Source organism: Nocardioides conyzicola, assembly GCF_039543825.1.
Classification (GTDB): domain Bacteria; phylum Actinomycetota; class Actinomycetes; order Propionibacteriales; family Nocardioidaceae; genus Nocardioides; species Nocardioides conyzicola.
In genome coordinates this window covers 1,023,602-1,038,679 of sequence record NZ_BAABKM010000002.1, presented here as the reverse complement: position 1 = coordinate 1,038,679, position 15,078 = coordinate 1,023,602, and the positions used below count along the sequence as shown (strand labels likewise).

The window sequence follows — 15,078 nt, the reverse complement described above, 5'->3', positions numbered from 1 at the left end:
CGTGACGCAGACGCCCCTGGACCTGGTTGGTGAGCTGCGTCGTCGGGGCATCAGCGACGTCGACGACTCGACGCTGACCCGGGCGCTCTACTCCTCGGACGCGTCGCTCTACCGCGTCGTCCCGCAGGTCGTCGTCCGACCACGGCACGCCGACGAGCTGGCCGCGATCCTCGACGTCTCCCGGGTGACCGGGGCTCCGGTGACGATGCGGGGAGCGGGCACGTCGATCGCCGGCAACGCCGTCGGCACCGGCATCGTCGTCGACACCCTCAAGCACCTCAACAAGGTGGTCTCGATCGACCGGGAGGCGCGTACGGCGGTCGTGCAGCCCGGTGTCGTGCACGCCGACCTGCAGCGCGCGGCCGCGGCGTACGGCCTCCGCTTCGGTCCGGACCCGTCGACCCACACCCGCTGCACGATCGGCGGCATGATCGGCAACAACGCCTGTGGATCAAGGGCCCTCGGCTACGGCCGCACCGTCGACAACGTGGTCGACCTGGACGTCGCGTGGGCGCCCGGTGCGACCGACGTGGCCGCCCGTCTCGAGACGCTGGTCGACGAGCACCTCGGGCACATCCGGACGAGCTTCGGTCAGTTCGGCCGCCAGGTCAGCGGCTACTCGATGGAGCACCTGCTGCCCGAGAACGGCCGCAACATCGACCGCTTCCTCGCCGGCTCCGAGGGCACGCTCGCGGTGGTCACCGGCGCGACCGTGCGGCTCGTCGAGGACGAGACCGGCCGGCAGCTCGTGGTGCTCGGCTACCCCTCGATGATCGACGCGGCCGACGCCGTACCGGCACTGATCGCCGCGACCGACGGCCGGATGATCGCCTGCGAGGGCCTCGACGCGCGGATCGTCGACCTGGTGCGGGCTAAGGGCAGCGCGGTGCCGGAGCTGCCCGACGGCGCGGGTTGGCTCTTCGTCGAGGTCACCGACCCCGACCTGGTGCCGCGGGTGGTGGCCGAGGCCGGTGCGCTGGGGCACCGCGTGGTCCAGGAGGGGCCCGAGGCGGCCGCGCTGTGGCGGATCCGCGAGGACGGCGCCGGCCTGGCCGCGCTGAGCCTGTCGCGGCCGGCGTACTCCGGCTGGGAGGACGCCGCGGTGCCACCCGCGCGGCTGGGCGCCTGGCTGCGCGACTTCGACGAGCTGCTGCGGGAGCACGGCCTCGACGGCGTCCCCTACGGGCACTTCGGCGACGGCTGCGTGCACGTGCGCATCGACTTCCCCTTCAGTGAGGGATCCACGGTATTCCGCGACTTCCTGACCGCGTGCGCGCACAAGCTGCACGAGCACGGGGGATCGCTGTCGGGCGAGCACGGCGACGGGCGGGCCCGCTCCGAGCTCCTGTCGGTCATGTACGACGCGGAGTCGGTCGCGCTCTTCGGGGCGGTCAAGGCGATCTGCGACCCCGACAACCTGCTCAACCCCGGCAACATCGTCGACCCGGCACCCTTCGACGCCGACCTGCGGCCGACCCGGCCGCGGCACGCGATCAACGCGGGGTTGAAGCTCCTCCACGACGACGGCGACCTCGGCAACGCGGTCCACCGCTGCACCGGCGTCGGCCGCTGCGTGGCCCCGAAGACCAACGGCGTGATGTGCCCGTCGTACCTCGCGACGCGCGACGAGAAGGACTCGACCCGGGGTCGGTCGCGGGTGCTGCAGGAGGCCCTCGACGGCGAGCTCGTCGGCGGGCTCGCCGACCCGGCCGTCGATGCCGCGCTCGACCTCTGCCTGGCCTGCAAGGGGTGCGCGTCCGACTGCCCGACGGGCGTGGACATGGCGACGTACAAGGCCGAGGCGCTGCACCAGAAGCACGACGTGCTCGGCGTGAAGCGGCCGCGCAGCCACTACCTGCTGGGTCGGCTGCCGAAGTGGGCCGCGCTGACCGCGCCGATCGCGCCGCTGGCCAACCGGATGCTGAAGGTCGGCCCGATCGCTCGGATGGCGAAGGCGACGGCCGGCATCGACCAGCGCCGGTCGATCCCGGCCTTCGCGCCCACGACCCTGCGTCGGTCCGTCGGGGTGCCCGACGTCGTGCCGGACGTCTGGATCTGGGCGGACTCGTTCAGCGACCACTTCTTCCCGGACAACGGGCACGCGGCGATCCGCTTCCTGGAGTCGGTCGGCGTGACCGCACGCGTGATCGCCGACGACGCCTGCTGCGGCCTCACCTGGATCACCACCGGCCAGCTCGACCAAGCGCGGACGATCATGGAGCGCACCGTCCGCACGCTCACGCCGTACGTCGAGTCCGGGGTGCCGGTCGTCGGCCTGGAGCCCTCCTGCCTGGCGACCCTGCGCAGCGACGCGGCCGAGCTGACCGGCGCGAACCTCGACGTGCTGACCTTCGCGGAGCTGCTCGAGCGGCTCGACGTTCCGCTGCCGGACCTCACGGGGACCGAGATCGTGGCCCAGCCGCACTGCCACCAGGCCTCGATCCTCGGCTGGGCCGCGGACAAGCGGCTCCTCGAGCGCGCGGGCGCGACCGTCACCCAGGTCGCCGGCTGCTGCGGGCTGGCCGGCAACTTCGGCATGGAGAAGGGCCACTACGAGGTCTCGGTGGCCGTGGCCGAGACCCACCTGCTGCCCGCCGTACGCGCCAACCCGGGTGCCGTGGTGCTCGCCGACGGCATGTCCTGCCGGGTGCAGCTCGACGACCTCGCCGACGTCCCGACGATGCACCTGGCCGAGCTGTTCGCTTCTAGAATCACTGCGTGAATCCCCGGCAGCGTCGCCTCGTCATCCCGATCGCCCTGGTGGCGTTGCTGCTGATCGTCGTGATCGCGGCGGTGAAGTGATGTCCGAGCCCCAGCCGCTGCTCCGCGAGCTCAACCGGATGCGCTCCTACCTGCTCGACCCCGAGGTGCTGGTCAAGGCCGTCGCGTCCGGCAGGCGCAAGGGGGAGCAGCCGACGTGGCGCCGCGCGGAGATGCGGTACGTCGACCTCAAGGCCGGCACCCACCTGCAGATCACGACGTACGACGCCACCCAGGCGTTCACCGAGAATCACGCCGTCGGCGACGCGGCACGCGACGCCGTGGATGCGCTGCTCGAGGAGCCGTACGGCGAGTGGCACGTCGACACCGCCACGCAGAGCCACCAGCTCCGGGTCAACTCCAAGCTCACCGCGACGGTGCGGACCACCGACCGGGCCGTGGCCGCTCCCGTGGAGCGGAGCCACGACAAGTCCAAGCAGCGGCTGCTGCCGGAGAACGACCCGGTCTTCATCGTGCTCGGCATCTCCGACGACGAGGGCAGGATCAAGCCCAGCAGGCAGGCGAAGTACCGGCAGGTGGAGGAGTTCCTGCGCCTCCTGGACAGCTCGATCACCGAGGCGATCGACAAGGGGCACCTCCGTCGGCCGACGGTCGAGGAGCCGCTGCGGATCGTTGACCTCGGCTGCGGCAACGCCTACCTGACGTTCGCCGCGGAGCGCTACCTGACCGGCGTGCGCAAGCTGCCGGTGCGGCTGACCGGCGTCGACGTCAAGGAGCAGTCGCGCGAGCACAACAGCTCGGTGGCCGCCGAGCTCGGCGTCCAGGCCGACTTCGTGGTCGGCACCATCGGCGGGGTCGTGCTCGACCCGGCACCGGAGGTCGTGCTCGCGCTGCACGCCTGCGACACCGCGACCGACGAGGCGCTGGCACAGGCGGTCGGCTGGGGCGCCCAGCTCGTGCTCGCCGCCCCCTGCTGCCACCACGACATCGCGGCCCAGATCCGCAAGGCACCGACCCCCTCGCCGTACGCCATGCTCACCCGGCACGGCATCCTGCGCGAGCGGCTCGCGGACACCCTGACCGACGGGCTGCGCGCGTCGCTGATGCGGCTGCAGGGCTACCGGGTCGACGTCGTGCAGTTCGTCGAGAGCCAGCACACCCCCCGCAACACCATGCTGCGGGCGGTCCGCACCGGCGGGCCGGTCAAGGGCGGGTCCGTGCGCAAGGAGTACGACGAGCTCGTGACGGAGTGGGGCCTCCACCCCAAGCTGGCCGAGCTCCTCGGGGTCTGATGCTGGATCGCGTGCTGGGCGTCGCGGCCGCGCTGTCGATGGTCGTCGGTGCGACGGCTGCCCCGGCAGCGCCGCGGGCCGCGGTCGTGTTCAGCTTCCAGGACCCCGCGATCGTCGAGTCCAGCGGGCTGGTCGTCGCCGGCGACCTCTTCCTGACCGTCAACGACTCGGGCGACAGCGGCCGCGTGTTCGTGGTGGACCGCTCCGGCCGGACCGTCGGCGTCACCTCGTGGGCGGGAGACCCGACCGACGTGGAGTCGCTCGCCCCGGCCGGACCCGGCGAGGTGTGGGTGGGCGACACGGGCGACAACCGCCGCTCCCGCGACTCGATCACGGTGCTGCGGGTGCCGTACGGCGAGCGCGACCAGCAGGTCACGCCCGCGTCGTACGAGCTGGTCTACCCGGACGGCGCGCACGACGCCGAGACGCTGATGGCCGACCCGCGGACCGGGCAGCTCTTCGTGGTCTCGAAGGACGTCTTCGGCGGCACCACCTACGCGGCCCCGCGCCGGCTGTCCGCCGACCATCCCAACAAGCTGCGTGCGGTCGCGGAGGGTTTCGCGTTCGCCACCGACGGGTCGTTCTTCCCGGACGGCAAGCACTACGTGGTGCGGGGCTACTCCAGTGCCGCGGTCTACTCCTTCCCGGGCCACGAGCGGCTGGCCTCCTTCCCGCTGCCGTCGCAGGACCAGGGGGAGGGGATCGCCGTCGGGGCCGACGACCGGCTCTACCTCAGCTCGGAGGGCCAGTCCAGCGAGGTGCTGCAGATGAGGCTCCCGACAGCGGCGGCCGCCGCGATGCAGCCGCCCGCGCCGACGCCGACGCCAACGCCGACGCCGACGGTCGAGCCGCAGGCCGCGCCGAGCGGCGATGATGCCGAGGACGAGCCGCTCTGGCCGTGGCTGCTCGGTGGCGGGCTGGCGTTTGCGGTCGGCGCCGGATGGCTACTTCGTCGTCGTGGTCAGGCTTCGTAGCACCTCTCCCGACCAGCCCGGCTGGACCCGCCGGCGGGCCGGTCGCGGCTTCGTCTACCTCGACGAGCACGGCACGCGGCTGCCCGAGGACGACGCGCAGCGCGTCCGCGACCTCGTCATCCCGCCCGCCTGGACGGACGTGTGGGTCACGCCGTACGCCAACGGGCACCTGCAGGCGGTCGGCACCGACGACGCCGGGCGCCGTCAGTACCTCTACCACCCGGACTGGCGGGCCCGCCGGGACGCGGAGAAGTTCGACCGGATGCTGGAGTTCGGCAAGGCGCTGACCCGGGCGCGGGAGCTGGTCATCACCGACCTGGGCCGCGAGGGCATGCCGCTCGAGCGTGCGTGCGCGGTCGCCGTACGCCTCCTCGACCTGGGCTACTTCCGGATCGGCAACGACGTGTACGCCGACACGAACGGCTCGTTCGGGCTGACCACCCTGGAGCGGCGGCACGTACGCCGCCACCAGGACCGGCTCGTGTTCGCCTTCGTCGGCAAGTCCGGGGTCGAGCACGAGATCGAGATCGACGACGGCGTCGTGGTCGAGGCCGTCGAGATCATGCGCCGGCGGCGGGGTGCCGACCTGCGGCTGCTGTCCTACAAGGACGGCCGGTCGTGGCGCTCCGTCCTGCCCGCGCTCGTCAACGAGTACGTCCGCGCCTCCACCGGTCTGCACGCGACCGCGAAGGACTTCCGCACCTGGCACGCGACCGTGCTGGCCGCGGCGGCGCTCGCCGAGACGCCGGAGCCGGGTGTCACGAAGGCGTCGAGGAAGAGGGCGGTCTCCGGTGCGATGAAGGAGGTCGCGTCGTTCCTCGGCAACACCCCGACGCTGGCGCGTTCGTCGTACGTCGACCCGCGGGTGATCGACGCCTACGAGGAGGGCCGGACGATCCGCCGCGCGACCCGGCGTACCTTCGACACGCCCGACGAGCGTCAGGCCGCACTCGAGCGTGCGACGCTCAAGCTCCTGAAGGAGGCCTGACCGTGGAGATCACCGCCGTCCAGGGCGACATCACCGAGCAGACGACCGACGCCGTCGTGAATGCCGCCAACCGTGCGATGCGCGGTGGCGCTGGGGTCGACGGCGCCATCCACCGGGCCGGGGGACCGGCGGTGCTGGAGGATTGTCGACGGCGCTTCCCGAAGGGCCTGGCGACCGGTGACGCCGGGTGGACCACCGCCGGCAACATGTCCGCACGGTGGGTGATCCACGTGGTCGGGCCCAACCGCAACCGCGGCGAGACCGACCGCGGCCTGCTGCTCTCGTGCTACTCCCGCGCCCTGGAGGTGGCCGACGAGATCGGTGCCGCGACCGTGGCGTTCCCCCTGATCTCCGCCGGTGCCTACGGCTGGCCCAAGGACGACGCGATCGCGTGCGCGCTGGAGGTCTTCCGGTCGGCCGGCACCTCGGTCACCGAGGCGCGGCTGGTGGCGTTCGACGGCCCGACGTACTCGATGATCCAGGACGCGCTGGGTCACGACCATCGCTGAGGTCCGGAACCTGCCGGCCACCCGCCCCCGGCTGCACCACCTCCAGGTCCTGCGCTGCCTGGCCGCGTCGATGGTGGTCGTCGACCACGTCCTCGACAAGCAGGTCGACGCCGGAGCGCTTCCCGAGGGCGCGCGCTACTACAGCGTGCTCATCGGTGCCCTCGGCGTCGCGACGTTCTTCGTCATCAGCGGCTACATCATGTGCGTCACCACCCACCGCTCGGCCGGGACGCGGCGGGGTGCCGGCTACTTCGCCGCCCGACGCATCACCCGGATCGTCCCGCTCTACTGGCTGGCCACCGCGATCGCCATCCCGGTGAAGATCACCGAACCAGACTTCGCCGTACGCCTCGTGAAGAGCCTGCTCTTCATCCCCTACGTCGACTCCGACGGGGAGTGGCAGCCGATCCTCGCCCTCGGGTGGACCCTTAACTACGAGATGTTCTTCTACGCGGTGTTCGCGCTGTGCCTGCTCCTCCCGCGGCGGGTCGGCCTGGCCGTCTGCGTGCCGATGATGCTGACGCTGGGTGCGCTGGGCTTCGTTGACCAGGGCACGCTCCCCGGCCTCCTCGACTTCTACGCCGACCCGATGGTGCTGATGTTCGGGGTCGGCGTCCTCCTCGGGCTGCGGCCCTGGCGCGCCAGCCTGCGATGGGTGACAGCCCCCATCGTCGCGTGCCTCGCGCTGCCCGTCGTGGTCGCGTGGCTGACCGGGGCACCGCTGCCGAGGAGTGCCGAGTGGGCGCTGACGGCCGCCGTCGCCGTGGGCACCGTCGCGATCGCGCTGAGTGCGCGGCGGGACCGCCCGAGCGGCCGGCTGGACGCCGCCCTCGGGGTCGCCGGCGACCACTCGTACGAGACCTACCTCTTCCACGTGTTCATGCTGACCGCGCTCGCCGTCGTGTGGTTCCGCCTCCCGGGCGGGGACTCACCGGCCGCTCTCGCCCTCATGGGGCTGGTGGCTGTCGTCGGCTGCAACATCGGTGGCCACGTCGTGCACCGGGTCCTGCAGCCGTACGTCGTCGGGCCGCTCGACGCCGCGGTCCGACGGCGCTGGGGGCCGGCGGCGGTCACGACCGCCGCCTGACCGGTCCGGTCTCGCTGCGTCCTAGGCCAGGCGGCGCAGCTCGACGTGGTCGCCACCCTCGGCGAACTCGCGCACGACCTCCAGGAGGTCGGCCTCGTCGCTCGACTCGACGAGGTAGAAGCCGACGATCTGCTCGACGGACTCGGTGAACGGTCCTTCGGTGACCATCGCCGACCCGCGGCCCGTGTTGCGCAGCGAGACCGCCTGCGCGGAGGGCTCGAGCGGGCTGGCCATCACCAGGTGGTGACCCCGCGTGGCCAGGGCCTCGTGGAACCGCCCGTGGTTCTGCATCCCGAGCTCGACCTCGGACTCCGGCAGCGACGCCCACTCCTCCTCCGGAGCGGGTAGCAGCAGCAGGTATCGGCGACTCTGGTCCATCCTGGGATCCTCCCGTGCGGGTGCTGACATGTCGATGACGGGCGAGGTCACCCGGAATCGACAGCCGCTCGGGAGTCGTCGTCGACCCACTCCAGCAGGTCGCCGGGCTGGCAGCCGAGCACCCGGCACATCGCCTCGAGGGTGCTGAAGCGGACGGCCTTGGCGCGCCCGTTCTTGAGGACGGCGACGTTGGCCGGCGTGAGGCCGACCCGCTCGGCGAACTCGCCGACGCTCATCTTGCGCCTGGCGAGCTCGACGTCGATGCGCACGACGATCGCCATCAGATCACGCCCTCCATGTCGGTGCGCAGCACGGTCGCCTGGCGCAGCAGGGCGCGCATGACGACCATCAGCAGGCCGAGCACGGTGCCGGAGGCGAGGATCAGCAGGAGCAGCATCGGCGCGCCGGGGTCGTCGGCGTGGAAGCCGACCCAGAGGAAGATCGCCAGCACCACCAGCCAGGCGGCACCGATCGCCCCGAGGATGACGTCGACCCAGACCAGCGAGTCCCGGGTGAAGATGCGGTCGGCCGACACCAGGCCGAGCAGCTTCCAGGTCGCCACCACGACGACCTGGACGCACAGCACCAGGAAGACCGCGATCGCGGTCAGCGGCCAGCGCTGGTCGGCGTCCTCCGGGTGCTGCTCCGCCATGTAGCGGAACTGCCCGGGCAGGGACAGGGTCTGGAAGACCAGCAGGATCCCGAAGAGGCCGACGAGGCAGATCTTGAGCGGTACGACGACTCGTTGCTCCCACATCATGGATCGATGATCACCGGATATCTATCGAAGATCAATAGATTTCTAGAAATCTCACCCCTGTTGTCGATCGGACCGCTGAGTCGTTCGTCTGCTGGGTGAGAGGGTCGAAGGACGACCCAGAAGGAGTGCAGAGCCATGAAGTACATGCTGATCATGCGCGGCAACGACGAGGCCGTCGCGTCCTTCGCGGACGTCGACTTCGACGAGATGCTCGAGGCCATGGGCCGCTTCAACGACGAGCTGATCTCGTCCGGGGTGCTGGTCGCCGCCGAGGGTCTCGACCCTGCGGAGGAGGGCGTCGTCGTGGACTACTCGTCAACGCCGCCGGTCGTCACCGACGGGCCGTACGGCGAGACCAAGGAGCTGTTCGGCGGCTACTACATCCTCGACGTCGCCTCGAAGGAGGAGGCCGTCGAGTGGGCCAAGCGGTTGCCGATGACCCGGCCGGGCATCAAGACCGAGATCCGCCGGGTGCCGAGCATCGACGAGTTCCCGCAGGACAACCCGTACGTCCAGCGTGAGCGGGCCTGGCGGGAGGCCAACGGTCAGCTGTGACGGGACCCGGAGCGACGCGCGCGGCGGTCGAGGCGGTGTGGCGGATCGAGTCCGCCCACATCGTCAGCAGCCTGGCCCGCCACACCGGTGACTTCGCGCTGGCCGAGGACGTCGCCCAGGAGGCGCTGGCCCAGGCGCTGGTCACCTGGCCGCGCGACGGCGTACCCGCCAACCCCGCCGGGTGGTTGCTCACCACCGCCCGGCGGCGGGCGATCGACGCCTTCCGGCGCCGGTCGGCCCTCGACGAGAGGTACGCCGCGCTCGCGCACCAGGCCGACGAGGCCGAGGAGCCCGACTGGGACCCGGACCGCATCGAGGACGACGTGCTCGCGCTGATGTTCATCTCGTGCCACCCCGTGCTGTCGCGGGAGTCGCAGGTCGCGCTGACGCTGCGGGTGGTCGGCGGCCTGACCAGCGACGAGATCGCGCGCGGCTTCCTGGTCCCGACCGCGACGGTGCAGGCCCGGATCACCCGGGCGAAGAAGACGCTGGCCGCCGCCAACGTGCCCTTCGAGGTCCCGCCGCCCGACGAGCGTCGCGAGCGGCTCGGCCCGGTGCTCAGCGTCGTCTACCTGATCTTCACCGAGGGCTCGTCGGCGACGGGCGGGAGCGCGCTGATCCGCACCGACCTGGCCCGTGAGGCGGTCCGGCAGGCGCGGGTGCTCGCCCACCTCGTGCCCGACGAGCCCGAGGTGCACGGGCTCCTCGCCCTGCTCGAGCTCACCGCGGCGCGGTTCTCGGCACGTCTCGACGCCGACGGCGAGCCGGTGCTGCTCGAGGACCAGGACCGCCGACGGTGGGACCGGTCGGCGATCGTGCGCGGCCGCGCCGCGCTGGCCCAGGCGGGAAAGGTCGGCCGCGGCCTCGGGGCGTACGGCGTGCAGGCGGCGATCGCCGAGACGCACGCGGTCGCGCCCTCGGTCGCCGACACCGACTGGGGCCGGATCGTGGTGCTCTACGAGGCGCTGGGTCGGCTGGCCCCGTCGCCGGTCGTCGAGCTCAACCGCGCGGTCGCGGTGTCGATGGCCGACGGACCCGCCGCCGCGCTGCCGATCGTCGACGACCTGGTGGAGACCGGCGCCCTCCCCGGCAGCCACCTCCTGCCGACCGTCCGCGGGGAGCTGCTCACCCGCCTCGGGCGCACCGACGAGGCGCGACGCGAGCTCGAGGACGCCGTACGCCTCTGCGGGAGCGAGCCCGAGCGCCGGGTCCTCGACCGCAAGCTGGCCGCGCTGGGCCCCGAGTAGCGTCGGGACCATGGAGACCTACACCCTCAACAACGGCGTCGAGATGCCGGCACTCGGCTTCGGTGTCTTCCAGACGCCTCCCGACGAGACGCGCGACGCCGTCCACGCCGCCCTCGACGCGGGCTACCGGCACATCGACACCGCCGCGGCGTACGGCAACGAGCGCCAGGTCGGCGAGGCGATCCACGCCTCCGACGTGGACCGGTCGGACGTCTTCATCGAGACCAAGATCTGGCTCAACGACTTCGGCTACGACGAGACCCTGCACGGGTTCGAGAAGAGCGCCGGCAAGCTCGGCGTCGACCAGATCGACCTGCTGATCCTGCACCAGGTCTGGCCGGCGGAGTTCGACCGGACCCTGGGTGCCTACCGTGCCCTGGAGACGCTGCTCGAGCAGGGGAAGGTGCGGGCGATCGGCGTCAGCAACTTCATGGTCGACCACCTGGTCAGCTTGATGGAGGTCGCGACGGTCGTGCCGGCGGTCAACCAGATCGAGGTCCACCCCTACTTCCAGCAGCGCGAGGTGCAGGCGTACGACGTCGAGCACGGCATCCTCAACCAGGCCTGGGCGCCCATCGGGGGCATCACCTTCTACCGCGACAGCGGCCACACCAGCACGCTCGAGGATCCGGTCATCGGCGCGGTCGCGGCCCACCACGGCAAGTCGCCCGCCCAGGTGATGTTGCGATGGGGCCTGCAGGAGGGCCGTCAGGTGATCCCGAAGTCCACGAAGCCCGCCCGCATCGCCGAGAACATCGACGTCTTCGACTTCGATCTGTCGGCCGACGAGCTCGCGAGCATCGACGCCCTCGACACGGGCAAGCGCGGCGGGCCCGCACCCGAGGACGTCGTCTTCCCCGCCTTCAGCCGCGAGATCCCGGAGGCCTGACATGGACTACACCCGCCTCGGCAGCTCCGGCCTGCAGGTGAGCCGGATCGCGCTCGGCTGCATGAGCTTCGGCGACACCTCCCGCGGTGCCCACGAGTGGGCGCTCGGCGACGAGGCGGCGGCGCCGATGTTCCGCCAGGCCGTCGACCTCGGCATCACGTTCTGGGACACCGCCAACGTCTACAGCGCGGGTACGTCGGAGGAGATCACCGGCCGCGCGATCAGGGAGTTCAGCCGTCGCGAGGACGTCGTGCTCGCCACCAAGGTGTTCTTCCCGATGCACCGCGGTCCGGGTGGCTCCGGCCTGTCCCGCAAGGCGATCATGGAGCAGATCGATGCCTCCCTGACCCGCCTGGGCACCGACTACGTCGACCTCTACCAGATCCACCGCTTCGACCCGCAGACGCCGGTCGAGGAGACGATGGAGGCCCTCCACGACGTCGTGAAGGCTGGCAAGGTCCGCTACCTCGGCGCCTCGTCGATGTGGGCGTGGCAGTTCGCCAAGCTGCAGCACGCCGCCGACCTCGGCGGCTGGACGCGCTTCGTCTCGATGCAGAACCAGTACAGCCTCCTGCAGCGCGAGGAGGAGCGCGAGATGTTCGGCCTGCTCGCCGACCAGGGCGTCGGCTCGGTGCCGTGGAGCCCGCTCGCCAAGGGCCGGCTCGCCCGGCCGTGGGGCGAGCAGACGCTGCGCTCCGAGAACGACCCGATGGGCCAGAGGTACGTCGGGGAGGAGAACCGCCCCATCGTCGAGGCCGTCGCGCGGATCGCCGACGCTCGCGGCGTCCCGATGGCGCAGGTCGCCCTCGCCTGGGTGCTGCGCAACCCCGTCGTGTCGGCGCCGATCGTCGGACCCACGAAGGACCACCACCTGGCCGACGCCGTCGCCGCCCTCGACGTCCACCTCACCGAGGAGGAGGCCGCGGCCCTCGAGGAGCACTACACGCTGCGGCTGCCGAGCGGCTACTGACCCGGTCAGGTCCGGGCGACGCCGGGGATCCGGTAGCCGTTGACCGAGTCGGACCAGCCGACGTACGTCAGGTGCCACTCTCGGGTCAGCCGACGCAGCGGCACCGTGGCGACCACGCCGTAGCCGCCGGCGTCCGACGACCGCACCAGGCCGCCGCCGACGGAGATCGCGACGTGGCCGTGGCCGCCGCTGCCGCCCAGCCAGTAGACCGCAGCACCCTCCGGCGGGGTCAGGTCGCCGGGGTGGCGGCCGCGCGCGTGCTCCCACGCGGTGGCGGCGTCGGCGTACCGCGACGGGATGTCCGCCTGCTCGCGCGCCCAGCCCAGGCAGTGGCCGGGGATGTTGTACGCCGAGGCCTCGGCCGCCGCGACCGTCTCGGCGGCGTCGCTGCGCGCCTCCGGCATTGTTGGGATGGGCTTGCGGACCAGGGGCGCCGCGCGCCGCACGGCCGCCGTCGTGGCCCCGTGCCGGCGGTCGCCGGAGCGGGAGACGACGTCACGGCGTACGGCGGGCTCGTGGGCGGGCGGCACCTCGGCCGCCGCGTCGGCGACGGATGCCGCGGGCGCGGATGCTCCGTGCCGGTGGCCGGCCACCACGGTGGTGGCGGTCACGGCGACGAGGGCCAGTGCGACGAGCACCCGGGCGGGGGCCGTAGCGGCGCGGTCGAACAGGGACGAGGGTGATGCGGACAAACCGAAGATCCTTCGTAGGCGAGCCAGTGGCGGCCGGAACGGCGGCGTGACCCACCCGGAGGTGAGGTCCTGGCAGGACGGCGCAGGCGAAAGATGACCCACCGGGCGCACCTGGTAGAACGCCCGACCGACCCCACGGTGATCCCCATCCGGACGTGATCTGTCCCATGATCGGGCGTGCAGAGGCGTGGCCTCGGCCACACAGAGCGGCTACTCGGCGTCGAGTCCGCGCTCGATGGCGTAGCGGGTGAGCTCGACGCGGTTGTGCATCTGCAGCTTGGTGAGCGTGTTCTGGACGTGGTTCTGCACGGTCCGGTGCGACAGCACCAGGCGGTCGGCGATCTGGCGGTAGGAGAGGCCCTTGGCGACCATCTTGAGGACCTCCGTCTCGCGCTCGGTCAGCCGTGGCTCCGACGGGTCGGGCGTCGGCGCGTCCGAGATCCGCTGGAACTCGCCGAGCACCAGGCCCGCCAGCCCGGCGGTGAAGACCGGGTCCCCGTCGGCGACCCGTCGTACGGCGGTCAGCAGCTCCTCGCGCGAGGCCGACTTCACCAGGTAGCCGGTCGCACCCGCCTTCACCGCCGCGAGCACGTCGGCGTGCTCGCCCGACGCGGACAGGATCAGCACCCGCACCGACGGGTCCTGGCGCACGATCTCCGTCGTCACCTCGACCCCGTCCGGGGCCGGGATCTGCAGGTCGAGGACCACCACCTGCGGCCGGGCCGCGGGGAAGCGGGCCAGCGCCTCGCGCCCGTCGGCCGCGACGGCGACCACGTCGAGCCCCGCGGCCGCGAGGTCACGCTCCACGGCGTCACGCCACAGCGGGTGGTCGTCGACGACCATCACGCGGATCGGGTCCTCGCTCACGGCGTCGAGCCTAGTCGGGGTACGACGAGCTCCCACTCGGTGCCGAACGAGCCGGTGGACAGCTCCGCGGTGCCCCCGAGGTCGGCGATCCGGCCGCGGACGGACTCGGCGACGCCGAGCCGACCCTGTGCGGCGGCCTCCTCGAGCCGGCCGGCCGGGATGCCCGGCCCGTCGTCGCGGACCGACACCTCCACGCGGTCCGGGAACGCCTGCAGGAGCACCCACGCGGGCGCGTCTTCGCCGACGTGGACCCGGACGTTGTCGAGGCACGCCCGCACCACCGCGACCAGCTCACGGGCGGTGGCGGCGGGCAGCTCCACCGGCGTGCCCGGACCCGACACGGTGACGTCCTGGCCGTGCTCGAGCCGCGCCAGCTCGGCGGCCAGGTCCACCGTCGCGTCCTGGCCGAGGGTGCTGACGGCCTCCTGGGCCCGGATCAGCCCGCGCAGCTCGCGCTCCTGCTCGCCGGCCAGTCGGCCGAGCTCGCCGGCCTCGCCACCCAGCTCGCGCCCGCGTCGCTGGACCAGGGCGAGCACCTGGAGCACCCCGTCGTGCACCGCTCGCGCCAGACGGGCGCGCTCGGCGGCCATCGCGGCCTCGCGCTCGGCGACGTCGCGCTCGGTGGCCATCCGTTGCAGCGAGTCACACAGGTAGCCGACGATCGCCCCGCCGATGACGAGCAGGAAGGCGTTGCCGTAGTCCGACTGGCCCATGTGCTCCCGCGTGGCGAGGTCGGCGGTGGCCAGGAGCACACCGGCGACCAGGCCGCCGACGACCCGGTAGTGGATCGCGCACGCGACCAGCGCCCCGACGACCCAGAAGCCGGGCACGCTGGCGCTGAAGCCGGGCCCCTTGACCAGCGGCGTCGCGAGCAGCAGGCCGATGGCGATCGCCAGGTCGGCACCCAGGAGCAGCCAGGTACGGCGGCGCGCCTCGTCGTACGCCCAGACGGCGAAGGCGGTCCACGCCACCATCACCACGATGCAGACCGCGCCCGCGACCGGCCGCTGGAAGTTGTCGGCCCGATAGAGGTTCAGGACCACGGCGTTGACGAGCAGGACGACCCGCAGGACCGCGAGCGCGCGGAACATCTGGTCCTTGATGGCGATCGACGCCGGCGACGTCCACGAGCTCACACGCCGCAGTGTC

Annotated in this window: 16 protein-coding genes; 10 read left to right on the top strand and 6 right to left on the bottom strand. The window is 72.2% G+C overall.

The window, feature by feature from the left end; translation table 11 throughout:
* Nucleotide 1 precedes the first annotated feature (1 nt).
* The 6 genes from ABEA34_RS08100 to ABEA34_RS08075 all read left to right on the top strand — a co-directional run bounded on the left by ABEA34_RS08100 (nt 2) and on the right by ABEA34_RS08075 (nt 7,571).
* Entirely contained in the window at nt 2-2,722 is a 2,721-nt protein-coding gene (locus ABEA34_RS08100; RefSeq protein ID WP_345520735.1) for an FAD-binding and (Fe-S)-binding domain-containing protein, read from the top strand.
* Between the two features lie 79 nt (nt 2,723-2,801).
* Nucleotides 2,802-4,013, top strand: a complete 1,212-nt coding sequence (locus ABEA34_RS08095) for a class I SAM-dependent methyltransferase (protein WP_345520734.1) — start codon at nt 2,802-2,804, stop codon at nt 4,011-4,013.
* Nucleotides 4,013-4,987 carry a hypothetical protein gene (locus tag ABEA34_RS08090; protein ID WP_345520733.1) on the top strand — a complete coding sequence of 325 codons (975 nt, stop codon included), beginning with the start codon at nt 4,013-4,015 and terminating at the stop codon, nt 4,985-4,987. The genes ABEA34_RS08095 and ABEA34_RS08090 overlap by 1 nt, the downstream gene beginning before the upstream one ends.
* The gene (locus tag ABEA34_RS08085) at nt 4,971-5,975 is read left to right on the top strand and encodes a DNA topoisomerase IB (RefSeq protein WP_345520732.1); all 1,005 of its coding nucleotides are present in this window, start codon (nt 4,971-4,973) and stop codon (nt 5,973-5,975) included. Before ABEA34_RS08090 ends, ABEA34_RS08085 begins: the two co-directional genes overlap by 17 nt.
* A gap of 2 nt (nt 5,976-5,977) precedes the next feature.
* A complete protein-coding gene (locus tag ABEA34_RS08080) occupies nt 5,978-6,484 on the top strand; it encodes a macro domain-containing protein (protein WP_345520731.1) in 507 nt (168 codons plus the stop codon).
* Nucleotides 6,477-7,571 carry an acyltransferase family protein gene (locus tag ABEA34_RS08075; protein ID WP_345522772.1) on the top strand — a complete coding sequence of 365 codons (1,095 nt, stop codon included), beginning with the start codon at nt 6,477-6,479 and terminating at the stop codon, nt 7,569-7,571. Before ABEA34_RS08080 ends, ABEA34_RS08075 begins: the two co-directional genes overlap by 8 nt.
* Before the next feature lie 21 nt (nt 7,572-7,592).
* Here the strand turns inward: ABEA34_RS08075 and ABEA34_RS08070 are convergent, their stop codons facing one another.
* Genes ABEA34_RS08070 through ABEA34_RS08060 form a run of 3 tightly spaced genes read right to left on the bottom strand, consistent with a single transcriptional unit; the run spans nt 7,593 to nt 8,709 of the window.
* Nucleotides 7,593-7,949: a YciI family protein gene (locus tag ABEA34_RS08070; RefSeq protein WP_345520730.1), complete on the bottom strand. Its 357-nt coding sequence runs from the start codon at nt 7,947-7,949 to the stop codon at nt 7,593-7,595.
* A 47-nt stretch (nt 7,950-7,996) separates the two neighbouring features.
* Nucleotides 7,997-8,230, bottom strand: coding sequence for a helix-turn-helix domain-containing protein (locus ABEA34_RS08065; RefSeq protein WP_345520729.1), 234 nt, complete (start codon nt 8,228-8,230; stop codon nt 7,997-7,999).
* Nucleotides 8,230-8,709: a DUF2975 domain-containing protein gene (locus ABEA34_RS08060; protein WP_345520728.1), complete on the bottom strand. Its 480-nt coding sequence runs from the start codon at nt 8,707-8,709 to the stop codon at nt 8,230-8,232. Before ABEA34_RS08060 ends, ABEA34_RS08065 begins: the two co-directional genes overlap by 1 nt.
* Before the next feature lie 135 nt (nt 8,710-8,844).
* Here ABEA34_RS08060 and ABEA34_RS08055 point away from each other — a divergent pair, with 135 nt between their 5' ends.
* The 4 genes from ABEA34_RS08055 to ABEA34_RS08040 are packed head-to-tail and all read left to right on the top strand — an operon-like array spanning nt 8,845 to nt 12,370.
* Complete coding sequence (locus ABEA34_RS08055) at nt 8,845-9,264, top strand: YciI family protein (protein WP_345520727.1); 420 nt, start codon at nt 8,845-8,847, stop codon at nt 9,262-9,264.
* Nucleotides 9,261-10,511, top strand: a complete 1,251-nt coding sequence (locus tag ABEA34_RS08050; RefSeq protein WP_345520726.1) for an RNA polymerase sigma factor — start codon at nt 9,261-9,263, stop codon at nt 10,509-10,511. The genes ABEA34_RS08055 and ABEA34_RS08050 overlap by 4 nt, the downstream gene beginning before the upstream one ends.
* A 10-nt stretch (nt 10,512-10,521) precedes the next feature.
* Entirely contained in the window at nt 10,522-11,400 is an 879-nt protein-coding gene (locus ABEA34_RS08045) for an aldo/keto reductase (protein WP_345520725.1), read from the top strand.
* A 1-nt stretch (nt 11,401) separates the two neighbouring features.
* Entirely contained in the window at nt 11,402-12,370 is a 969-nt protein-coding gene (locus tag ABEA34_RS08040) for an aldo/keto reductase (RefSeq protein WP_345520724.1), read from the top strand.
* A gap of 5 nt (nt 12,371-12,375) precedes the next feature.
* On the opposite strand, the gene ABEA34_RS08035 is transcribed toward ABEA34_RS08040, so the two are convergent.
* The 3 genes from ABEA34_RS08035 to macS form a co-directional block, all read right to left on the bottom strand.
* Nucleotides 12,376-13,062, bottom strand: a complete 687-nt coding sequence (locus ABEA34_RS08035; protein ID WP_345520723.1) for a hypothetical protein — start codon at nt 13,060-13,062, stop codon at nt 12,376-12,378.
* Nucleotides 13,063-13,272: 210 nt separating this feature from the next.
* Entirely contained in the window at nt 13,273-13,905 is a 633-nt protein-coding gene (locus ABEA34_RS08030) for a response regulator transcription factor (RefSeq protein WP_345522771.1), read from the bottom strand.
* A 20-nt stretch (nt 13,906-13,925) separates the two neighbouring features.
* Entirely contained in the window at nt 13,926-15,065 is a 1,140-nt protein-coding gene (gene macS / locus ABEA34_RS08025; RefSeq protein WP_345520722.1) for a MacS family sensor histidine kinase, read from the bottom strand.
* Nucleotides 15,066-15,078 lie beyond the last annotated feature (13 nt).